This is a genomic window from Paenibacillus sp. FSL W7-1279 (assembly GCF_037969845.1).
GTDB lineage: Bacteria > Bacillota > Bacilli > Paenibacillales > Paenibacillaceae > Paenibacillus_AQ.
This window is the reverse complement of the sequence record NZ_CP150215.1, coordinates 6,545,718-6,565,077: the sequence shown is the minus strand read 5'-3', so window position 1 is coordinate 6,565,077 and position 19,360 is coordinate 6,545,718. Positions and strand designations below refer to the sequence as shown.

Annotated in this window: 18 protein-coding genes and 1 riboswitch; of the genes, 13 read left to right on the top strand and 5 right to left on the bottom strand. The window is 48.0% G+C overall.

All coding sequences use genetic code 11. The features are described 5' to 3' along the window. The first annotated feature begins 64 nt into the window (after positions 1-64). Positions 65-424, top strand: a complete 360-nt coding sequence (locus tag MKY82_RS29865) for a MerR family transcriptional regulator (protein ID WP_194544957.1) — start codon at positions 65-67, stop codon at positions 422-424. Positions 425-601: 177 nt separating this feature from the next. Here the strand turns inward: MKY82_RS29865 and MKY82_RS29860 are convergent, their stop codons facing one another. Together MKY82_RS29860 and MKY82_RS29855 are read right to left on the bottom strand one after the other, a co-directional pair. Then, positions 602-1,414, bottom strand: a complete 813-nt coding sequence (locus MKY82_RS29860; RefSeq protein WP_194544675.1) for a VOC family protein — start codon at positions 1,412-1,414, stop codon at positions 602-604. A 72-nt stretch (positions 1,415-1,486) separates the two neighbouring features. Continuing rightward, a complete protein-coding gene (locus MKY82_RS29855) occupies positions 1,487-2,263 on the bottom strand; it encodes a MerR family transcriptional regulator (protein WP_339294952.1) in 777 nt (258 codons plus the stop codon). 304 nt (positions 2,264-2,567) lie between these two features. Between MKY82_RS29855 and MKY82_RS29850 the strand changes: the two genes are divergently transcribed. The 5 genes from MKY82_RS29850 to MKY82_RS29830 all read left to right on the top strand — a co-directional run bounded on the left by MKY82_RS29850 (position 2,568) and on the right by MKY82_RS29830 (position 9,170). Beyond that, entirely contained in the window at positions 2,568-2,936 is a 369-nt protein-coding gene (locus tag MKY82_RS29850; RefSeq protein ID WP_339294951.1) for a nuclear transport factor 2 family protein, read from the top strand. 728 nt (positions 2,937-3,664) lie between these two features. Next, positions 3,665-7,141 carry a glycosyl hydrolase family 18 protein gene (locus tag MKY82_RS29845; protein WP_339294950.1) on the top strand — a complete coding sequence of 1,159 codons (3,477 nt, stop codon included), beginning with the start codon at positions 3,665-3,667 and terminating at the stop codon, positions 7,139-7,141. A 197-nt stretch (positions 7,142-7,338) separates the two neighbouring features. Further along, entirely contained in the window at positions 7,339-7,749 is a 411-nt protein-coding gene (locus MKY82_RS29840; RefSeq protein WP_071220907.1) for a VOC family protein, read from the top strand. A 189-nt stretch (positions 7,750-7,938) separates the two neighbouring features. Continuing rightward, on the top strand, positions 7,939-8,367 hold the full coding sequence (locus MKY82_RS29835) for a MarR family transcriptional regulator (protein ID WP_194544956.1): 429 nt from the start codon (positions 7,939-7,941) through the stop codon (positions 8,365-8,367). Between the two features lie 164 nt (positions 8,368-8,531). After that, positions 8,532-9,170, top strand: a complete 639-nt coding sequence (locus MKY82_RS29830; RefSeq protein ID WP_339294949.1) for an NAD(P)H-dependent oxidoreductase — start codon at positions 8,532-8,534, stop codon at positions 9,168-9,170. 48 nt (positions 9,171-9,218) lie between these two features. On the opposite strand, the gene MKY82_RS29825 is transcribed toward MKY82_RS29830, so the two are convergent. Then, a complete protein-coding gene (locus tag MKY82_RS29825; protein ID WP_194544671.1) occupies positions 9,219-9,623 on the bottom strand; it encodes a VOC family protein in 405 nt (134 codons plus the stop codon). 123 nt (positions 9,624-9,746) lie between these two features. Continuing rightward, positions 9,747-11,195 carry a cardiolipin synthase gene (gene cls, locus MKY82_RS29820; RefSeq protein WP_339294948.1) on the bottom strand — a complete coding sequence of 483 codons (1,449 nt, stop codon included), beginning with the start codon at positions 11,193-11,195 and terminating at the stop codon, positions 9,747-9,749. A gap of 224 nt (positions 11,196-11,419) precedes the next feature. Here cls and MKY82_RS29815 point away from each other — a divergent pair, with 224 nt between their 5' ends. From MKY82_RS29815 to MKY82_RS29800, 4 genes are all read left to right on the top strand, one after another. Beyond that, on the top strand, positions 11,420-12,499 hold the full coding sequence (locus MKY82_RS29815; RefSeq protein WP_339294947.1) for an AI-2E family transporter: 1,080 nt from the start codon (positions 11,420-11,422) through the stop codon (positions 12,497-12,499). Positions 12,500-12,730: 231 nt separating this feature from the next. Further along, positions 12,731-13,684, top strand: a complete 954-nt coding sequence (locus MKY82_RS29810; RefSeq protein WP_339294946.1) for a ring-cleaving dioxygenase — start codon at positions 12,731-12,733, stop codon at positions 13,682-13,684. After that, positions 13,681-14,292, top strand: a complete 612-nt coding sequence (locus MKY82_RS29805; RefSeq protein WP_194544667.1) for a flavin reductase family protein — start codon at positions 13,681-13,683, stop codon at positions 14,290-14,292. The genes MKY82_RS29810 and MKY82_RS29805 overlap by 4 nt, the downstream gene beginning before the upstream one ends. 187 nt (positions 14,293-14,479) lie before the next feature. Beyond that, entirely contained in the window at positions 14,480-15,223 is a 744-nt protein-coding gene (locus tag MKY82_RS29800; RefSeq protein WP_127593874.1) for an SDR family NAD(P)-dependent oxidoreductase, read from the top strand. Between the two features lie 57 nt (positions 15,224-15,280). Here the strand turns inward: MKY82_RS29800 and MKY82_RS29795 are convergent, their stop codons facing one another. Further along, entirely contained in the window at positions 15,281-16,180 is a 900-nt protein-coding gene (locus MKY82_RS29795) for an exosporium glycoprotein BclB-related protein (protein ID WP_339294945.1), read from the bottom strand. A 500-nt stretch (positions 16,181-16,680) separates the two neighbouring features. Beyond that, a riboswitch (cyclic di-AMP (ydaO/yuaA leader) is annotated at positions 16,681-16,826 on the top strand. Between the two features lie 377 nt (positions 16,827-17,203). Between MKY82_RS29795 and ehuB the strand changes: the two genes are divergently transcribed. The 3 genes from ehuB to ehuD are packed head-to-tail and all read left to right on the top strand — an operon-like array spanning position 17,204 to position 19,357. Beyond that, complete coding sequence (ehuB, locus tag MKY82_RS29790; RefSeq protein ID WP_194544665.1) at positions 17,204-18,037, top strand: ectoine/hydroxyectoine ABC transporter substrate-binding protein EhuB; 834 nt, start codon at positions 17,204-17,206, stop codon at positions 18,035-18,037. A gap of 1 nt (position 18,038) precedes the next feature. After that, the gene (ehuC, locus tag MKY82_RS29785) at positions 18,039-18,692 is read left to right on the top strand and encodes an ectoine/hydroxyectoine ABC transporter permease subunit EhuC (protein ID WP_339220028.1); all 654 of its coding nucleotides are present in this window, start codon (positions 18,039-18,041) and stop codon (positions 18,690-18,692) included. Positions 18,693-18,694: 2 nt separating this feature from the next. Beyond that, entirely contained in the window at positions 18,695-19,357 is a 663-nt protein-coding gene (gene ehuD / locus MKY82_RS29780; protein WP_220683839.1) for an ectoine/hydroxyectoine ABC transporter permease subunit EhuD, read from the top strand. Positions 19,358-19,360 lie beyond the last annotated feature (3 nt).

Genomic DNA, 19,360 nt, shown 5'->3' with positions numbered 1-19,360 from the left:
TATCATATTTCGTATTATGAACTATGAACCTAGGTTCATAGCAAGAAATAAAAGAGGTCCTATTATGAAAATAAACGATGTTTCAAAATTAACGGGTCTGCCCATATCAACATTAAGATTCTATGAACGTAAGAATCTGATTCCGGACAGCTATGTTAAAAGAGATGCAAATAATTACCGTGTTTATTCTGAAGAGATTGTGGAGTTTCTAGATGATGTGAAGGCACTTTTATCCGTAGACTTTTCTATAGAAGAATTAAGTTTGTTGGTAGATCAAGAACTTAACTTATCATACGAGGCTAAGACGGCAATGATTGAACAAAAAATCAAAGAAATTGAAGAGATCCAGAAGAGATTGAAAAAATCGAAGAAGTTCTTGAATGCCGTTTTGGAAGGAAAGGCAAGTTTTCAAACCAAGTGTTAAGGACAATCTAATGATCTATTAATCCCGACTGCAATATAAGGGCTGCGATCAACTGCTGGAATGCTCGCAGCCCTTTCATGAATGGATCCGATTATGAAGATCGGTCAGAACTTGTTGGATCATTCAACTGTCATGGTCATTAATGAGGAATTCCCGTGGATATGTCAAATTTTATGACTAACAGTCCTCGTAACACCAGACATTGATCTGGTTGCCGTATGGATCATAGGTATGGAACATGACAAGAAACTTGGGATTTCCGGCAAAATCGGTTACCTTCCATCCTTGTTCCTGCAAACGTTTATGGGTCTCGAAAAAGTCGGCCTTCTTCCGGATTACCCAATAAGGCCTTGCAGCTACAGTGAGCGCGCTCTTCGTTCGGTCCATCCGAACGGTTTCCAGATAGACTGGTGCGCCTTCGTTAGTGATGATAACGGTTGCGGAGGTTCCGTCCTCGCTGATCCGTTCGACCCTGCCGCCCAGATTAGTCTCGTACCAAGCGATGGCTTCATCTAATCGGTCTACGCCAAAGCGGGGGATCGCTTGGAATGGAAAGCGTGCGTCCGGTGCTTTAGCAACCAATGCCTCCGTACCTGGTTCCGGTTCGATTGCCGTTAAGCGGTTGCCAACCGGATCGAAGAAATCGAAGGAACGGTCAAAGGCGCCTTGGGTCACATCGGTTACTTGAATATTCTGTTCGCGAAAATAGGCGTGTGCAGCTTCAAGATTCGTTGTGGTGAAGCAGAAGCGAACATTCCCGTTCTGTCCCCAGTCTACTGCAAAATGCGGGTGATCATGTTCCACCGACTTGATATGTATGCATCCCAGTGCCGGGAAAGTAAGGGTGGCCATTTTTTCGACCGGGTAATCCTCTTCGTATGTCACTTTCAGATCCAAATGTGTGCTATACCAATCGATGAGTTCCTTGAATCGATCCCAGGGGGCCACGATAAAACCTCCATCAAAATCATCCAGCCTTAATCCAACCATTCGCTTGATCCTCCTACAAGAAAGTTTTGGAAATGGAACAATCCTAGTATAAACCTTCAAGTAACTTGAAGGTCAAGTGAAGCGAGTTTGCATTACAGGAATCATGATTTCGAATATAGGAGAATCGAGAAAATGCCGTTCCAGCCGCTTGCCCGCAGGTTCGAAACCGAATTTCTGGAGAAAGCGGATCGTTCGCATGCAGATGAAGGTATCCTCCCATGAACTATCCACCGATATGAACAAGGTAGGAGGGATGGTCTCCAGATAGGCTTCCGAAGAAGTCGGGAGAGGGGTTGGCTTCCGAGAGGACTCCGTTATGACTTGATATCCGACTTCAATCTGGACCGCGTGCGTGAGGGAATCTATCACCTTGATCAAGCTGGAGCCTTGGGTGCGAATGTTGAGGTCACGGAGTTTGGCAGCCGCTTGTTTCATTTCTCGAGAGTAGGAGCTCACTGGCTTGTCTACCAAAAACGGCTGCCATATCACGGTTAAGGGTTCTTCCCAATTGATGAGATGCAGACTGCCATGATCCGATTCCATTCCATTTAGATATTGACTCGCAATCTGAACCGAAAGTAGACGTGCTTCAGCCTCCCGCCGCCAGCGTTCAAGAAGCTGGAAACGCGTACTTTCCTCGGCCTCCAGGAAACAGCGAATATCCCCTAGACTGATTCCCGATTGACGGAGACTGTTTACCAGTTTGGCGGTCTGAATTTGATGGTATCCATAGAACCGGTAACCGTTATCGTGCCGTTCAGCCGGAACTAGAATGCCTTTGGACTCATAGAAGCGAAGCGCACTGGGAACCATGCCCGTGCGTGCAGCGAATTGCGCGATACTCATCATTGGCGTTCACCTACTATTTTTAAATTAGTTCCAAAAGAGCACTGGCATATTGAATGTACCAGATTCTGCTGCTCCATATAATATCATAAACAAAGGCGAGATCGGTGTTAATGTAATTTTGTAAGGAAGATACAACATGAGAATTGAAATAAAGTGAGAAGTAGAGTCACACCATAGAATGGAGAATTTTTATGGAATGCAGGCTTCACAATAAGGTATTCTGGATGTGAATGAGTGGAATTGTGATAACAATGGAACTGGATTGTTGGGCATGTAATAGTTGAGAGATGGGAGGTGTTGAACAATGTCATATCAAAAGGCACTTGAGGCATACATAGCGGCCACGAATACGCATGATTTTGACAATGTAGCCCGGCTGCTCGACGGAGAAGCGATCTATTGGTTTTCGGACCGGAGCTGTCATACGTTGGATGAGATTCGGGCCTATTTCGAACATGCTTGGCATGTTATTCAGGATGAGGTGTACCGGGCGGAGGATGTAGAGTGGATCGCGAGTGATACTCATACGGCGGTATGCGTCTATACCTACCACTTCGAGGGTTATCATCAGGGGACATTTACGTCCGGAAGCGGGAGAGCAACGAATGTGTTCGTTCGTAATGCCGATAGTATATGGAAATTAAAGCACGAGCATTTAAGTTCGATTCGATGAATCGGTTGGATATCATTGCATAAATAAAAGAAAAGAGTCCTTGGAGGGCTCTTTTTCCATTTGTAAAGATTGCAGGCCCTGACAGATCCAATCCAGGTTGAATTTATTAATAGAATATAAAATTAAAAGAATTTATCCCATGGTTATGGAAATGTATCCCTTCTCAATCGATAGTGTAGGTTCCATGATACAAATATATGAATATTTATTGAACTCGAATGAATTCATGAAAGGAGGCTGTAGTAGAGCGCTCGGACCGTGATTCCATCATGAGTAGAAAGGGGGGGGACTGAACTCTACATAGTTGAGCTGGAAAAATTAGTAACCGCTTTCAATAGAAGTTTGATTTGAGCGATCTGCGAAATTAGGCAAGTCATCAAAGAACCACCCGATGACACCGAGGGACAGACATTCATCGAAATGCTGTATCATTTGCAATCGAAATTTAATCAACAGAGGTGAAAACGGTGACACCCTTTCTAACGAAAAAGCACCCGAAATGGGTGATGTGGTTATTAACTCCTATTCTTATCATTACGCCACTATTTAGCGCGCCTGCGTCTTATGCGGCAGAAAGCACTCCTCCTATAGACATTTCTACTGACATTTCCACAGGTAACTCCGGCCTAGAGCCTGCGACAGTAACCAACTCAACGTATAAAGTCTTGAGCAATGCTCAGGATCCGCTGGCACCGCAGAATCTTCGTATTGAAAGTGTCTCTCATAATATGGCGATATTTCAATGGGATTTCAAACCCGTCGAAGGTGAAAACAATATACAGGTGTGGGACGCGGATTCAGGCAATTGGCTGGCATGGGGCAATTATTGGACCCGTGCCGTGACCGGATTGACACCTGAAACGACCTACAGGATCTATATTACTTGGGATGGCGACGTGAAAAAAGAACACAAAAGCAATGTATTGGAATTCACCACGACCAAAGACGAAGCTGAGTATAAAGATGCACCGTTGACCCCTCCAAGCCATCTTATAATTGACGATGTAACGGAAGATACGGTTACGCTGAGTTGGGGTTCGAGTCCCGGAGCCGAAGCTTATGACATTTATATTAATGGAGCATGGAAAGGCGGCACTTGGGAAAACTCCGTTACCACGGCTACTTATGGACCTTTGGAAGCAGGAGAAACTTATACTTTTAAAGTAGGTGCACAGAGAAGCGTAAATGGAGCTTTGGAAGCATCCGCCAATAGTAATGCCGTTACCCTTAAATGGGGGGAACTGGCTCAACCTCAAGGGTTGCAGGTCGTGACGGCTACACGATCTACGGTTTCACTGGGCTGGGCACCGGTGCCCGGGGCCACAAGCTATGATATTTATCAGGATGGGGTAAAGGTTGGCTCGAGTAGCGGGAGCCGGTATGTAGCTGCTGGACTGGAAGAAGGAAAGACCTATTCGTATAAGGTCGTGGGCCATAACCGCCTATGGACTTCGCCAGAAAGCGAATCCGTTTCGGTAGTGCCTGGCAGCAATTATAACAATATTACGTACTACACTTCTTGGTCAGCTAGTACCGAAGCACGTAATTTTCATCCTGGTGACGTAGATGTATCACAGATCACCCACATTAACTATGCCTTCGCCGATATATGCTGGAAAAAATACGGGAGCGGGTCGAGAGCCTGTGAAGATCCTAATATTCCTGCACAGGATCGATACGTCCATGACGGAGAAATTGTAATTGGAGATCCGACATTTGATTTTCAGAATTTCGCAGCTTTCGAATCCATCAAGGCATCGAACCCTCATTTGAAACTTATAGTTTCAGTAGGCGGCTGGTCATGGTCTGATAATTTTTCTAACGTAGCCATGACGGAAGAAACACGCCGTACTTTTGCAAATTCTGCTGTGAAGTTCCTACGAGATTATAAGTTTGATGGTCTGGATGTTGACTGGGAATATCCTGTTGAAGAAGGGGAAGAGTCGAACTCCAGGGCACCGGAGGATAAAGAAAATTTCACATTGTTAATGAAAAATGTTCGCGAGGCGTTGGATGCTGCCGGATCAGAGGACGGGAAGTATTATCTCCTGACGATTGCTTCAGGGCAGGGAGACAATTTTACTGTTAACGCAGACTTTGCGAATTCTGTCCAGTATCTGGATTTCATTAATATTATGACTTATGACTACAGTGGTAAAGATGACCCGTTCGGTCATCATAATTCACCATTGTTCTATGATAAAGCTCTTTTGAGGTCCTCCGCTCCAAGAAATCATGTGCTTGGCGGTTTGTTAGGCCATTTGAACGGCGGGGTGCCGACACATAAGTTGATTGCGGGCGTTCCTTACTACGGTAAGGGCTGGGATGGCTGTGGTCCGCTAGGTCAGTATCAGACTTGCAATAAAGGCGGGACTGCTTTGAAATCGTGGGAGCCTGCCATTTTCGACTTCAGCGACCTCGAGAATAACTACATCGACAAGAACGGCTATAAAAGATATTGGAACGAATCCGCCAAGGTACCTTACCTGTACAACGATCAAAATAAAGTGTTCATCACCTACAACGATAAGAACACCATGAAGTACACCGCTTCTATCGTGAAGTCGCTGGATATTGCCGGCGTCATGAGCTGGGATATCAGTGGCGACCGCAATAAGACGCTGACGACTCAACTCATTACCGACTTGCCGATCGACGGCAAAATCAATGCTTCAGCACTTCCGGCTCCGGCGAATCTCTCAAAGGTAAGTGTCGGCGCAAGCTCCATTCAGGTGAAATGGGATGCTGTGGCAGATGCAACGGGATACGAAGTATATGTGAATAATGCTTTGTCAGGCTCGGCTATAGAGAATAGTTACACCGTGAATGGCCTTAGTTCTCTGACAAACTACAAGATTCATGTGCTAGCGGTAGATCGAACGGGGGATGAGATGAACCGCGTCTCCAGCGCTTCGAATCTGCTTAGCGTAACAACTTCAAGCAGCGGTTCCGGTGGATCTGACGGTTCCGGCGGATCAGGAGGCGCTGGAGGATCTGGTTCACCAACGCCTTCGACGCCACAACCTCCTAAAGCCAAAGATCAGCTAGAGGCAAAAGTCACGCTTCATGGCGATAAGGCTATGGTGACCCTACCTACGGCTGCAGCTGTTAACAGCATTAACCTTTCGGATTCCTCCAACTTCCAGATCCATGCGGGTGCAGGTGCGAAGCAGGCTGAGGTTGAGATTCCGCAAGAAGTCATCGCTGCCGTTGCGAAAAAAGGAGCCAAGGCCAGTCTCTCCATTATCGTGAACGGGACAGAATACCGGATTCCGGCTTCGCTGATTACGGTTCCAGGTCCTGTGAAAGTCTCGATTATTTCTCCTGAGGCTGCCGATGCAACGGGCGTTGAGAAACTGATGAAGGGAAGAGAAGTACTAGCCGACCCGCTGTTGTTCAAGCTTGAGCAAATCAACGCGGATAAGACAACGACCGAACTGAAGCATTTCGGCAAAACCCATGTCAGCCAATTTGTTACTGTAGATGCGAAAAAGATAAATATAAAACGTGCCGCCGGAGTGGTTTATATACCAGGTACCCATGAGCTTCGATCCGTTCCGACTTTATTTAAAGTTAACGCCGATCGTACGGTAACGGTTGAAATCAAGAAAACCGGCAGCGGTGTTTATGCCCTGCTTCAGCAAGATATCCGGTTTAGTGACGCGATCCCTTCATGGGCACGAGAAGACGTTGCGCAGGCTGCTGCCAAGCTGATCGTATCTGGTGAAAGTAACGGATCTTTTGGCGGTAATCAACCCATTACCCGTGCCGAAATTATATCCATTGTGGTGAAAGCGCTGGGTATTCTGCCTGACGACAGTTACTCCAACTTCAAGGATGTAGATCCGAAATCCGGATATGCCAGAGAGATTGCAGCTGCGAAAGCGGCAGGGTTAGTGAAAGGACGCTCAGGCGATATCTTTGATCCAAACAGCTTGATTACGCGTGAGGAATTGGCCGTTATGCTAAGTAATGTGCTGAATTATGCCGGCAAGAAGAACGAAGCGAACCAAGGATTGTTAAACAAATTTAAAGACCACTCCAAGGTTTCATCCTATGCGAAGTCGTCCGTCGTCTTCGTTGTGGAGCAAAAGATTATGCAAGGCGTATCCGGCTCCAAGCTGGATCCGCAATCCCATGTAACCAGAGCTCAGACGGTGGTAACCGTCATGAGATTGCTGCGGGCAGTGGGTTTATCTAACTAACATGGATTCGTAATACAAATGGGATGTCTCGCAGGCGAGTTTTAACGCTGCCTGGAGGCATCCTTTTTTTCGAAAGGAGTATTAAGCTATAGCCTGGCTGAATCGCTGCTGTGTTTATTGAATATAGCAATTGAAGAGAAATGCCGCTCTGCTGCTCATGCTATGATGAATCTATCAAATCGACGAGGTGATTCGAAATGGCATTGAAAAGCGATAATATTTTTGTAAACCTACCCGTGAAGGACTTGGAGAAAACGAAGGACTTTTTCTCGAAAATCGGTTTTGAATTTAACGCGCAATTTACGGACAAAAACGCGGCTTGCCTGGTCATCGGCGATAACATCTTTGCCATGCTGCTCACCGAGGATTATTTCAAGACGTTCACCAAGAAAGATCTGTCGAATGCCGCGAACACAACGGAAGTAATTCTGGCACTATCCGCCGAAAGCCGGGAGCAGGTGGACGAAATCGTTAATGCCGCACTTTCCGCAGGAGGGTCGCCTTCCAATGATCCGGTGGATCATGGCTTTATGTACGGATGGAGCTTCCAGGATCCGGACGGCCACCTGTGGGAAGTCATGTATATGGATCAGAGCCAGGTCGAATAGAAGCATTGCAGCAAGCAGGTGTATCTTCAACATGAAGCAGCATACATCCCGTAAAATGAAGCGGCAGAGGTCTCCGAGGTTATGGGGGAAATCTGCCTCTTTACTTTTATTTGGAAATCCGTTATATTTGTATGTGCAAACAATAAAGGGTGATTCAACAGGATGAACTCAGCGAAAGAGGTAACCGTTATGCTAAATACGTATATTAAGGAATGCCTTTACTTCACAGCCAATCGTCTTAGCCGGGTCATTACCAAGATGGCCGAAGACGAGTTTGCAGCAAGCGGATTGTCACCCACATATGCTTATTTGCTTATGGCTGTATATGAGAAGGAAGGGATCTCGCAGAAGGAATTAGGCGAAATTCTTCACCTTCAGCCTTCTACCGTAACCCGTCTGGTTGAGAAACTGGCCGTTAAAGGGCTGGTTTATAATCGGGTAGAAGGAAGGATGTCATTGATCTATACAACCGATAAAGGAAAGGCTTTGGAGAAAGTGATTCACGAGTGCTGGATGAATTTGCGCAGTCGTTATGGCGCTATTTTAGGTCATGCCGAAGGTGATGAATTATCATTGCATCTATACGAGGTGAGTGATCAATTGGAGAATAAGGACTGAGGTCTTTATCTTCGCGGAATTATAATTGTATGTACAAACAAATTTATATAGGAAGATCACTTGAGATGATGCGTGTTAAGCGTTCATTCTAATCGGGAGGTGAGTCAGACTGCAAGCTAGCTGGTGATTTTGGTTGACCACAAAATAAAAGGAGTGTTGCCTATATGGAACGCCTACTCGTAATTAATGCACATCCGAGGGTAAGAAGCGAGAAGTCCTTGAGCTTGCAGGTGCTTGAGTTTTTCGTAAGCAAGTATGCAGCGCAGAATCCGGCCAGCCTTATCGAACAGATCGACCTATATCGGGAATTCATTCCCGCCATTGACACGAATCTGCTGAACGGGTGGGAAAAGCTTGAGAGCGGGGAGCCGTTATCCGAGGATGAAGGGAAAATGATGGGGCGGATGGCTGAGATCCTGCAGCAGTTCAAGGGGGCATCCAAGTATGTAATCGCCATGCCGCTTCACAATTTTAACATCCCTTCCAAGTTGAAAGATTATATGGACAATATCATCATCCCGAAGGAAACGTTCAGATATACGGAAAGCGGGTCCGAAGGACTCCTTACCGACAGAAGAAGCGTTGTGGTCATACAGGGCAGCGACGGCATATATACAGAGAATGATGGGTACCGTGAGATTGAATATTCGCACAAGTATTTGAAATCCATGTTCGAATTCCTCGGTATTACGGATTATGAGATCATTCGTGCACAAGGCCGCGCCACGCTGGATGTTAAAAATATTCTGTACACAAGCCGATTGGCCGCTGCGGAAGTCGTGGATCGTTGGAGTTCCGAATAAATAACGCAAAAAAGGCCCTCCAAGTGAAACTTGAAGGGCCTTCTAACATTAATTGCCTTGGACTTCGGTCGTTACCTGCCACAATACGCCGAACTTGTCTTCCAGCAACCCGAACAGCGCTCCCCAGAATTGAGTCTTCAGCGGATCAAGCACCTTACCGCCCTGGGCCAAGCGGTCAAAAGCTTCATGCGCTTCAGCATCGCTCTCAAACGACAGGCTCAGGTGAATCCCGTTCCCGCGCTCCAGGGTTTGGAATATGGAGTCCGACATAAAGATTGGAATGCCTCCGGCTACCAGACTAAGATGCATGACCTTGTCTTTAAGCTCTTCCTTGGTTCCGGGAATCTCGCCATGCGTTTGCACGGACAGGATCTCCCCGCCTAGTGCTTGGGTATAAAACTCAGCCTGCGCTTTTGCATCCTCAGAGAAAATATACGGTGTCAGTTTAGCCACGTTCAACATCCTTCCCAGTTTTAAAATGATGGATTTGTTTTCCTTGGCTTTAGTATAAACGGTCCGAGTCTCCCGTATTTCTTCTGGATTGCTAAATGTTGAGGCAGCGCTAAAGGTTTGTTTTTACAGAATAGGGGACAGCAAGCGCGAGATGGATTCCTTGAACTTGATCCACCTTGATCGCTCCAGATACTGCTTCATCGTAAGCTGGCTGGATACCTGCAGATCCTGGTGGAAGATGTGAGTCAACTGTTGTGATAAATGCTCATCGTACAGGAACGCATTCACTTCAAAATTCAGCTTGAAGCTTCGAACATCGATATTCGCCGTGCCGACGGAAGAAATCTTCTCGTCAATGATAATCGTCTTGGCATGAATGAAGCCATTATTGTAGAGATACACGTTAGCCCCGGTTCTCAGCATTTCCCCGATATAGGATAAGGTCGCCCAGTAGACAAAGGGATGATCCGGTTTATCGGGAATCATCAGATGAACCTTGACGCCGGACAGCGCAGCAATGCGGAGCGCATCCAGAAGGCTGGCATCAGGGATAAAATACGGCGTCTGAATATGAATGGATTTCTTGGCGGACGAAATCATCTTGATATAACCATTCTTGATGTGCTCATACCTGGAATCCGGACCGCTGGTCACAATCTGAATCCCGACATTGCCAGGCGAATCGATCTTGGGGAACAGATTCGATTCATAATAAATATCGTGATGGTGCGAAGCCTGATTCCAATCGAGAATGAAGCGAACCTGCATCGCATAGACCGCTTCACCTTGAATGCGCAGATGGGTGTCCCGCCAATACCCGAACCTGGAGTTGAGACCCAGGTACTCATCCCCTACGTTAAAACCGCCGACATACCCGATATCGCCATCAATGATAGCCAGCTTCCGGTGATTCCGGTAATTCAAACGCAAATTAATGAAGCGCAGCTTGGACGGGAAGAAGGCCTCGGCTTCTCCGCCGGCTTCGCGAAATGCTTTGAAGAAGCCCTTGGTTAATTGACGCGAGCCCAGCTCGTCGTACAGAACCCGGACTTTCACGCCTTCTTTTGCTTTTTTGGTCAACAGGGATATCAGCTTCTTGCCCAGCTCGTCGCGACGGATGATGTAGTATTGAATATGTATGTAGACTTTGGCTTCCTCAATATCCTGAAACAACCGTTCAAATTTCTTGCGTCCATCCGTGAAAATTTCAACGTGGTTGTCGTCCGTAAGGATCGCTTGATTCTCGTTGATATGCATATGGATCAAATCGCTGCTATCCGCAGCCGCTTGATTGCTGAACGGGTATTCTCCCTTATTCATTCCTTCCATTTGAGACAGCAATACCTTCTCGATTCCGGTTTTCTGCAGATCATCCCAATGAAAGAGACGGATTCTTCTTAAATTTTGGGCGAACAACAGGTACAGCGCAAAGCCCAGAATCGGGATAAAGGACAGCACCAGCAGCCATGCCCAGGTGGAGCCGGCATCCCGCCGTTCCCTGAACACGACGAACATGGAGAACACGATATTCAGTACGATGATCAGACCAAGAATGATGGATGTAACATGCATGTTTTATAATATCCTCCTACACTATAGCCTTACCCTTGCAATCCTACATATTATACGTGAGGCGTTAGAAGAAGTATATATCTCCAGGATGAAGTGAACGGAATGGTTATAAAAGCGATAGCACCTTAGGATCCGACACTCTGAACAGTGCAGATGGGAGCGATTTGTATATGGATACATGGTCATGATACGATGGTGAAAAAATAGGAGAAGGGGCATGCTTTTTGCTGAAAATGAACAAGTTTTTCAAATTATGTCTTGCCGTGATCCTGGTCCTCATTATTATTTATTTGGGGTCGCTGGTGGATTTTATATTCAGACCGGTACTTTCGTTCTTCTCGATCATCCTCGTGCCGCTGATGCTGTCCGGATTCTTCTATTACCTGCTCAGGCCGCTGGTTGATTATCTCGAAAAGCGCAAGCTAAATCGCTCGCTGGCCATTCTGCTCTTATATGTCGTGTTTGCAGGTATCCTTACAGGTTTTATTATTGGAGTATGGCCATCCCTGCGGGATCAGATCGTGGCCCTTGTACAGAATGCCCCCGCTTTGTTTGCAAAGCTTGGCGAGCAGCTGCAGGAATGGGAGAATAACGGCTTCTTCAAGGATATATTCCCGGAGAACTCCAATCCGCTTACACAGCTAACCGATTATTTGAACCAAGGCTTCACGTTCCTCACGAATTATATTATGAACCTGTTTTCGTTTGTTTCGAGTTTTGCCATCGTTTTATTTACGTTCCCGATCATGCTGTACTACATGCTGAAGGAAGGCGGAAAGTTCGGGGAGATGATTGTCAGCTTTTTGCCTGACCGATTCAAGGAAGTAGGAGGCTCGGTGCTGGATGAAATCAATAACGCGCTCAAAGGGTTTATCGTGGGCCGGGTCCTCATCAATCTGGCGCTGGGCGTCTTGATGTATCTCGGCTTCCTGATCATTGGCCTGCCTTATGCGCTGCTGTTGACGGTTGTCGCGGTCATTGCGAATTTCATACCGTTTATCGGAGCTATTCTTTCCTCGATCCCGATTGTGATCATCGGGTTCATCCAGTCCCCGGGGACGGCGATCTGGTCGCTTGTTGTCATTCTGGCCGCCCAGCAGATTCAGGATAACCTGATTGGTCCGTATATCTTCGGCAAACAGCTGGCAATCCACCCCGTTACAATCATTATCCTGGTTCTGGTGGGACAGGATCTTGGCGGAATTATAGGGATTCTGCTGGTGGTACCGATTTACATGATCATTAAGATTATCGTAACCAGAGTGTATCAGCTGTTCTTTAAGGAAAAATGGCAAAAAGCATAAACGCGGGATAGACATGTGGCCGAAGCTGCATACAGGAGCCGCCTAAGAGCGTGGAATCGTTCTTGGCGGCTTTTTGTCTGTCCTGGCTGTGAAGGGCCGCTTGACAATGGTATGAAAAAAATATAATCTTTAATTAAAGATATTAAAATTAAAGATTGTGTATATCATACGAACCGAAAATCATGTAGGGAAGCCTCGGTATGGACACGAAACGATGAGGAGTTGATGGATATGGCATTACAAACGGCAGGCATTCATCATATTACCGCTTATGCGCAGGATCCGCAGAAAAATGTTGATTTTTATACGGGTGTGCTTGGACTCAGAATGGTCAAGAAGACGGTCAATTTCGATGCGCCTGAGGTTTACCATTTGTATTTCGGGGATGAGGAGGGGCATCCGGGGACCATTATCACCTTCTTTCCGTCTTCTGCTTCACGAAGAGGGATACGTGGAGGAGGGCAGGTTGGGTATACAACATTTGTTGTCCCTGAAGGTGCCCTGCCTTATTGGGAACAGCGGCTGCGGAGCTTTGGTGTTTCTGTCATGAAAGCATTTCGGTTTAACGAGCATTATCTTCAGTTCTCCGATCGCGATGGACTTTCTCTTGAGCTGGTTGAGCGGGAGGAAGGACCGAATAACGGCTGGTCTGTGGACGGTATTACTCCGGATACGGCGATCAAAGGGTTTGGCGGCGCGGTCCTGTTCAGCAGCAAATGGGAGGAAACGAAGAAGGCGCTGGAGCAGGTCATGGGACTGACCTTCATGGGAGAGGACGTTAATTATGCACGGTTTCAGTCAGCCGGGCCCTTCGGCAACGTGATTGATTTGCCGATGCGGGATATCCCTTTGGGAGCCGGAGGCGCTGGAACGACCCATCATATTGCATGGCGTGCTCAAGATGATGCGGAGCACGGCAATTGGCTTGAATGGGTGAAACAACATGGCTTTTTGCCAACAGAAATTAAGAATCGCAACTATTTCAGATCGTTATATTTCAGGGAACGAGGGGGAATCTTGTTTGAGATCGCAACCGATCCGCCCGGTTTTACGGTGGATGAAGATCTGGACTCGCTGGGGGAGCAATTGAAACTTCCTGCCTGGTTTGAACCGGAGCGATCCCGTATTGAGGAAGGTCTGGAGCCTATAGAAGTCAAAAATACAGGAGAGGGGCAACTCAAGTGATATCCATAGACCCGAATACTCAAAGCGAACGGGACATCTACAAGCTGCTGATCGGGAGCGTTGTTCCGCGGCCGATCGCTTTTGTTACGACATTATCGGAGGAAGGTGTGCTGAATGCCGCGCCGTTCAGTTATTTCTCCATTCTGACGAGCAATCCGCCCATGCTGTCCGTTTCCGTTCAACGGAAGAACGGCACGGCGAAGGATACAGCGAGAAATGCCATGCAAAGCGGCGAGCTTGTCATCCACATCGTGGACGAAGACAACGTTGAGGCCGTGAATGAAACGGCGGCGAACCTGCCTCCGGACGAGAGTGAGCTTGACCGAACCAAACTAACCCCCGTCGTAAGCGAGGTTGTTAAGGTTCCCGGCGTTCTGGAATCCAAGATTCGCATGGAATGCGTGCTGGAGCAGGTGGTCACGTTGAATGGCGCGGATCAGCTGCCTGCTGCCGATCTGCTGATTGCCCGCGTAGTCCGCTTTCATGTTTCGGAGGAGCTATACGAGCAAGGCCGGATTGACGCTGCCAAGTTGAAGCCTGTCAGCCGTATGGCGGGAAACATCTATTCTGCACTGGGAGAGATGTTTACGATCGAGCGGCCGGTATAACAACGGACGGGCGGATAAAAAGGTTAGGACGCAGCGAATATCAAGTTATGAATTCATATGCCGTCATTCGATACTACGTAGGTTTAAGAAAGAAAAGGGGCTTGTGGAATATCATGCCTGAAGTATGCAAACTCTACATGAATGTGGAGCTGATATGATGAATTCACAAAATAGGAGTGGTCGACAAATGAAGTTTGAATCCAAGGTTGTCATTGTGACGGGAGGCGCCAGCGGGATCGGCGAAGCAGCGGTAAGGCTTTTTGTGGAAGAGGGAGCCAAGGTTGTTATCGCTGATTATTCGGACCGGGGACAAGCAGTTTCCGATGAATTAAGAGGGGCAGGCTTTGAAACGCTGTTCGTTAAAACGGATGTAACCCAAGAACAGGAAGTTGCAAATATGGTGAAGCAGACGGTTGAGCATTTTGGCCGTGTCGATGTATTGTTCGCCAATGCAGGCATTGCTCATGATGCTCCTGCCGATCAGTTGTCGATGGACAACTGGCAAAGAACGATTGATATTAATCTGACAGGAGTGTTCCTGTGCGATAAATATGTAATCCAGCAAATGTTATCCCAAGGAACCGGAGGGGCGATCGTAAACTGCGGCTCAATCCATAGCCATGTCGGAAAAGCGGGCGTTACCGCCTATGCTTCCGCTAAGGGAGGCGTTAAGCTGTTAACCCAGTCGATGAGCGCAGATTATGCTCCTAAAGGGATCCGGGTTAATGCCGTATGTCCGGGATATATCGATACTCCTCTTATTCAGGGAAGAACGGAAGCGATCACCCAGCACCTGGTCGGCCTTCATCCGATGGGCCGCTTGGGACAGCCGGAAGAAGTAGCCAAAGCCGTGTTGTTCCTCGCCAGTGAAGATGCGTCCTTCATTACAGGCACGAGCTTGCTGGTGGATGGCGGATATACAGCCGTGTAAATAAAGCAAAGCCCCGATATAAAATCGGGGCTTTTTGTTGCAGGTGGAAAACGAAACTTATATAATGCTGACACCAGCGCTGCCGTAACCTGCCACTGCAGTGACAAGTGTTGCGCCAGCTGCGGTTGCCGAGAATACCATTAACAGGCGTGTATTGGCCGGCACCGGAATAGCCAGGCCTTCTACGAAGCCGTTGCTTACCGTACCGAGAGCGAGAACGCCCGTAAGAGGCGGAGCCAGCGTAACAAGAGCGCCTGGTACCGGTGCGAAAATGTTGCTTGTAGCCGGCGCACTGTACAGTTGTGCTGTAATTGTAACGGTAGTTCCCAGCAGGGAAAGCGCCACAGTAGTGCTAAAGGTAGCGGAGATGCCAGTGATGGTACCGGCTCGTGGCGTGTTAAACGCCATGTTAAGCAGAGTTCCAGCGGCTCCAGTGAGGTCAATCGTACCGCCAGCCAGCGTAAACGTATTGGCCGAGTTACCAAATCCTACGAGACCAACGGATCCGACTAATCCGCCTAAAACGGTGGTCAGAGCAAGCGGTATGCCGGATGCGAATGGGATGATGGCTCCTCCGGCGGCTGCTCCTGTAGCCCCTGTTGCCCCAGTAGCTCCAGTAGCTCCAGTAGGTCCCGCAGGTCCGACAGGTCCAACAGGCCCGACAGGTCCAGCAGGTCCAGCAGGTCCTGCAATACCAGTTGTCGGTCCGGCAGGTCCCACAGGCCCGATAGGTCCGACCGGTCCAACCGGTCCGATAGGACCCTGAGGACCTACAGGTCCACGGATAGCTCTTGGGCATCGACGCTTTTTAACAATACAAGCATGGTCTTTACGACCTCCGTGGCCTTTATGATCACCATGACCATGAGACGGGCAATGCTTTTTCTTCGCATGAATGACTTTTTTCTCTATTTTTTTAAGAGCACACAATTTTCTCTTTCTAGAAGAACGTTCCAAATGAAGCACCTCCTTTAGATTTGTTCTATACTACGCAAATACTCTCGGTACGGCATGGGTTAATAGCGCATAAATGATAGATAAACACCTATAATTTCCAGAATGTACGCTAGCCTCGGAGGCATTCATCTATTGACGAATAGCAAAACTATAGGATGAATTTCGGATTTCCCTACGATATTCATAGGCTCGGTACGCAGCGGTTCAAAAAAAAAAATTTGCGCCGTATTTACGCCGTAAATGTGTGGGGAAAGCTTTCACAATCCGAATGTAATTCATGGCATAAACGATCCACCACATGAATGAGTAAGGGAGGCATGGCAAATGCCTGCTATATAGCGAAAAATGAGACTGGAATAAAATTACTGCATCGTTGGGGGAGAGGCTTGAATGAGGCATTTTTCATGCTTGTCATAGGCCCTGGAAGAGCGGAACTTCCGCCTCTGAATTTCCAGAAAAAGCGGTTAAAGGGGTTTGACTTTTCCTGAAGTTCCCTTTATCATGGACACACGCTTAGTTTCCGGCATACATTTTCCGGAAAGCGGGGGAACCAGTTTCATCAGGGGCGAGTCACTTGGAATCACGAGTGTAGGGTACCATCTTACCCGAGTCCGTCAGCTAACCTCGTCAGCAGTGGATGGGTCTTGCATACATAATGGATGTTCATAACAAAGGCCCTTAATTCTCTTTAGGGGCCTTTTCTCTATTTTTTGACCCCCTGCTGGCGGAGCTATGTCTAGATCCCCTGTTTGGTGGTCTTTTTGTATTCTGCTAAAGAGGAGGGGCAAGGCCTGCAAATGTTTAACCAAAACCAATTAAATCGGTCAGATGGCATTGGGTTTAAGCGTGGAAGGAGATGGATGAATCATCTTCCCTGAAGGTCCGACCCATGCAAGGTATCTGAATATGCTTAAATCCTAGTTAACATATGTGTTAACATGGATAATTTCAACATGCCATTTTTAAGAATACCAAAGTCATAATGAAAGGTTGTGGGAAGTTTTGAAGAGAGTGGTTGTACTGATGTTGTCATTGATTATGGGGGTGTCGCTTGCGGCTTGCGGCGACAAAGGGAGTACATTGGAGCAAGCCATTGAGCAGGGGTATATCACCGTGGGATTTGCGAATGAGAAGCCTTATGCCTATAAAGAGGCCAACGGGGAGCTGACAGGAGAAGCGGTTGAGATTGCGAGGGTTATTTTGGAGCGGCTTGGCATCAAGGAAATGAGGGGAGAGCTTACGGAATTCGGATCGCTGGTTGCCGGACTGCAGGCCGAGCGGTTTGATCTAATTACCGCAGGCATGTTCATTAATCCGGATCGCTGCTCTGCCGTATTGTTTGCTAATCCGGAGTACAGCATCGGGGAAGCCATTGCGGTGAAGCAAGGGAATCCGCTGGGACTCGGAAGTTATGAGGATATTGCCAATCATGACCAAGCTAAAGTCGCCGTTATGACCGGTGCGGTCGAAATCGGCTACATGGAAAAGTCCGGTATTCCTACGGACCGGATTGTGCAGGTCCCCGATCAAGCCTCGGCCATTAGCGCCCTTCAGGCAGACCGGGTGCATGCAATTACCATGACGGGGCCGTCCCTGCAGGCGATGCTGGATTCGGCCAGCGACGACAGCATCGAACGCGTGGCTGATTTCGAGCAGCCGGTCATCGACGGCGAAAGCGTTCGCGGTTATGGAGCTACGGCTTTCCGCCAAGCGGATACCGAGTTCCAGGAGGCTTATAATGCGGAGCTTCAAAAAATGAAGGAGTCGGGCGAGCTGCTGGAAATTTTGCAGAAGTTCGGGTTCACAGAAGAAGAGCTCCCGGGCGAGATGACGGCCGCTGCCCTTTGCGGGGAATAGCATGCCGAATTCGTGGATTGATTTTCTCCCTACGCTGTTGAAAGGGGCGGAGATCACGATTGTAGTTGCTTTCTTTTCAGCCATTCTTGCGGTCGTGATGTCCTTTGCAGCCGGGTTATGCCGACTGTCGAAGCTGTGGATCATTCGCACGTTGACAGCCGGGTACGTGGAAGTCTTTCGGGGGACCTCCTTGCTGGTGCAGCTGTTCTGGTTGTATTTCGCCCTTCCGTTCATCGGCGTCGAGCTTCCGAAAATGCTGGCTGCGATCCTCGCGATCGGGCTGAACTTCGGCGCATACGGCTCGGAAATCGTTCGCAGCGCCGTGTTGGCCGTTCCGAAAGGACAATGGGAAGCCGCTGTAGCGCTTAATCTGAAGCCTTGGCAAAGACTGTGGAATGTCATATTGCCTCAAGCGTCCCTGCGAATGCTTCCCCCTTTCGGGAATCAGCTTGTGGAGCTCATCAAATCCACCTCACTGGTTTATTTCATCACGATGGCGGATTTAACGTATCAGGCGATGGTGCTCCGCAATAATTACATCTCCTGGACGACCGAGATTCTGGTGCTGCTGCTCCTCATGTATTTTGTCATTGCTACGCTCGTTTCGCTGGCAGTTCGACTGCTGGAGCGTAAATGGACAGCGGGGAGGTTATAGTCATGTGGGATTGGAACTATGTATGGGATATCCTGCCCCAGCTCTTGAGTGCATTAAAAATGACGGTATGGGTGACGATCTGCGCTTTCGCGGTGGCATTGATCATCGGATTGCTGCTTGCTTTTGCAGCGCGGAGTCGGTTTAAGGTGCTGTCACTAATAACCAAAGGAATGATCGAATTCATTCGCAATACACCGCTGCTGGTGCAGGTCTTCTTCCTGTATTACAGCCTGCCGCTTCTTACCGGAATCTCCATTCCGGCCTTCTATGCCGGGGTGATCGGTCTCGGGCTGCATTACAGCACATATCTGTCCGAGGTGTACCGATCCGGAATCGAGGGAGTGCCGAAGGGACAATGGGAGGCTGCCACAGCACTGAATTACACGAAAGCCCAAACCTGGCGAAGTATTATCCTGCCGCAAGCGGTGCCGCCGATCATTCCGGTACTGGGTAATTATTTGATTGTTATGTTTAAAGAGACGCCGATTCTATGCGCCATAACGCTTGTGGAGATGATGCTGACGGCTAAAAATATCGTGTCGCAGTCGTTCCGTGCATTTGAACCGTATACGATGGTCGGGATTCTGTTCCTGGTCATCAGTTATATCGCCTCATTGCTTGTGCAAAGGCTGGAAAAACGCATGAATCTGCAGCGTGGAAAATAAAAG

Bases quoted from the DNA above. Each gene is read 5' to 3' on its own strand.
- MKY82_RS29865 (WP_194544957.1), top strand. From the start codon at position 65: ATGAAAATAAACGATGTTTCAAAATTAACGGGTCTGCCCATATCAACA.
- MKY82_RS29860 (WP_194544675.1), bottom strand. From the start codon at position 1,414: ATGGTTGGATTAAGGCTGGATGATTTTGATGGAGGTTTTATCGTGGCC.
- MKY82_RS29855 (WP_339294952.1), bottom strand. From the start codon at position 2,263: ATGATGAGTATCGCGCAATTCGCTGCACGCACGGGCATGGTTCCCAGT.
- MKY82_RS29850 (WP_339294951.1), top strand. From the start codon at position 2,568: ATGTCATATCAAAAGGCACTTGAGGCATACATAGCGGCCACGAATACG.
- MKY82_RS29845 (WP_339294950.1), top strand. From the start codon at position 3,665: ATGGCGATATTTCAATGGGATTTCAAACCCGTCGAAGGTGAAAACAAT.
- MKY82_RS29840 (WP_071220907.1), top strand. From the start codon at position 7,339: ATGGCATTGAAAAGCGATAATATTTTTGTAAACCTACCCGTGAAGGAC.
- MKY82_RS29835 (WP_194544956.1), top strand. From the start codon at position 7,939: ATGCTAAATACGTATATTAAGGAATGCCTTTACTTCACAGCCAATCGT.
- MKY82_RS29830 (WP_339294949.1), top strand. From the start codon at position 8,532: ATGGAACGCCTACTCGTAATTAATGCACATCCGAGGGTAAGAAGCGAG.
- cls (WP_339294948.1), bottom strand. From the start codon at position 11,195: ATGCATGTTACATCCATCATTCTTGGTCTGATCATCGTACTGAATATC.
- MKY82_RS29810 (WP_339294946.1), top strand. From the start codon at position 12,731: ATGGCATTACAAACGGCAGGCATTCATCATATTACCGCTTATGCGCAG.
- MKY82_RS29800 (WP_127593874.1), top strand. From the start codon at position 14,480: ATGAAGTTTGAATCCAAGGTTGTCATTGTGACGGGAGGCGCCAGCGGG.
- ehuB (WP_194544665.1), top strand. From the start codon at position 17,204: ATGTTGTCATTGATTATGGGGGTGTCGCTTGCGGCTTGCGGCGACAAA.
- ehuC (WP_339220028.1), top strand. From the start codon at position 18,039: ATGCCGAATTCGTGGATTGATTTTCTCCCTACGCTGTTGAAAGGGGCG.
- ehuD (WP_220683839.1), top strand. From the start codon at position 18,695: ATGTGGGATTGGAACTATGTATGGGATATCCTGCCCCAGCTCTTGAGT.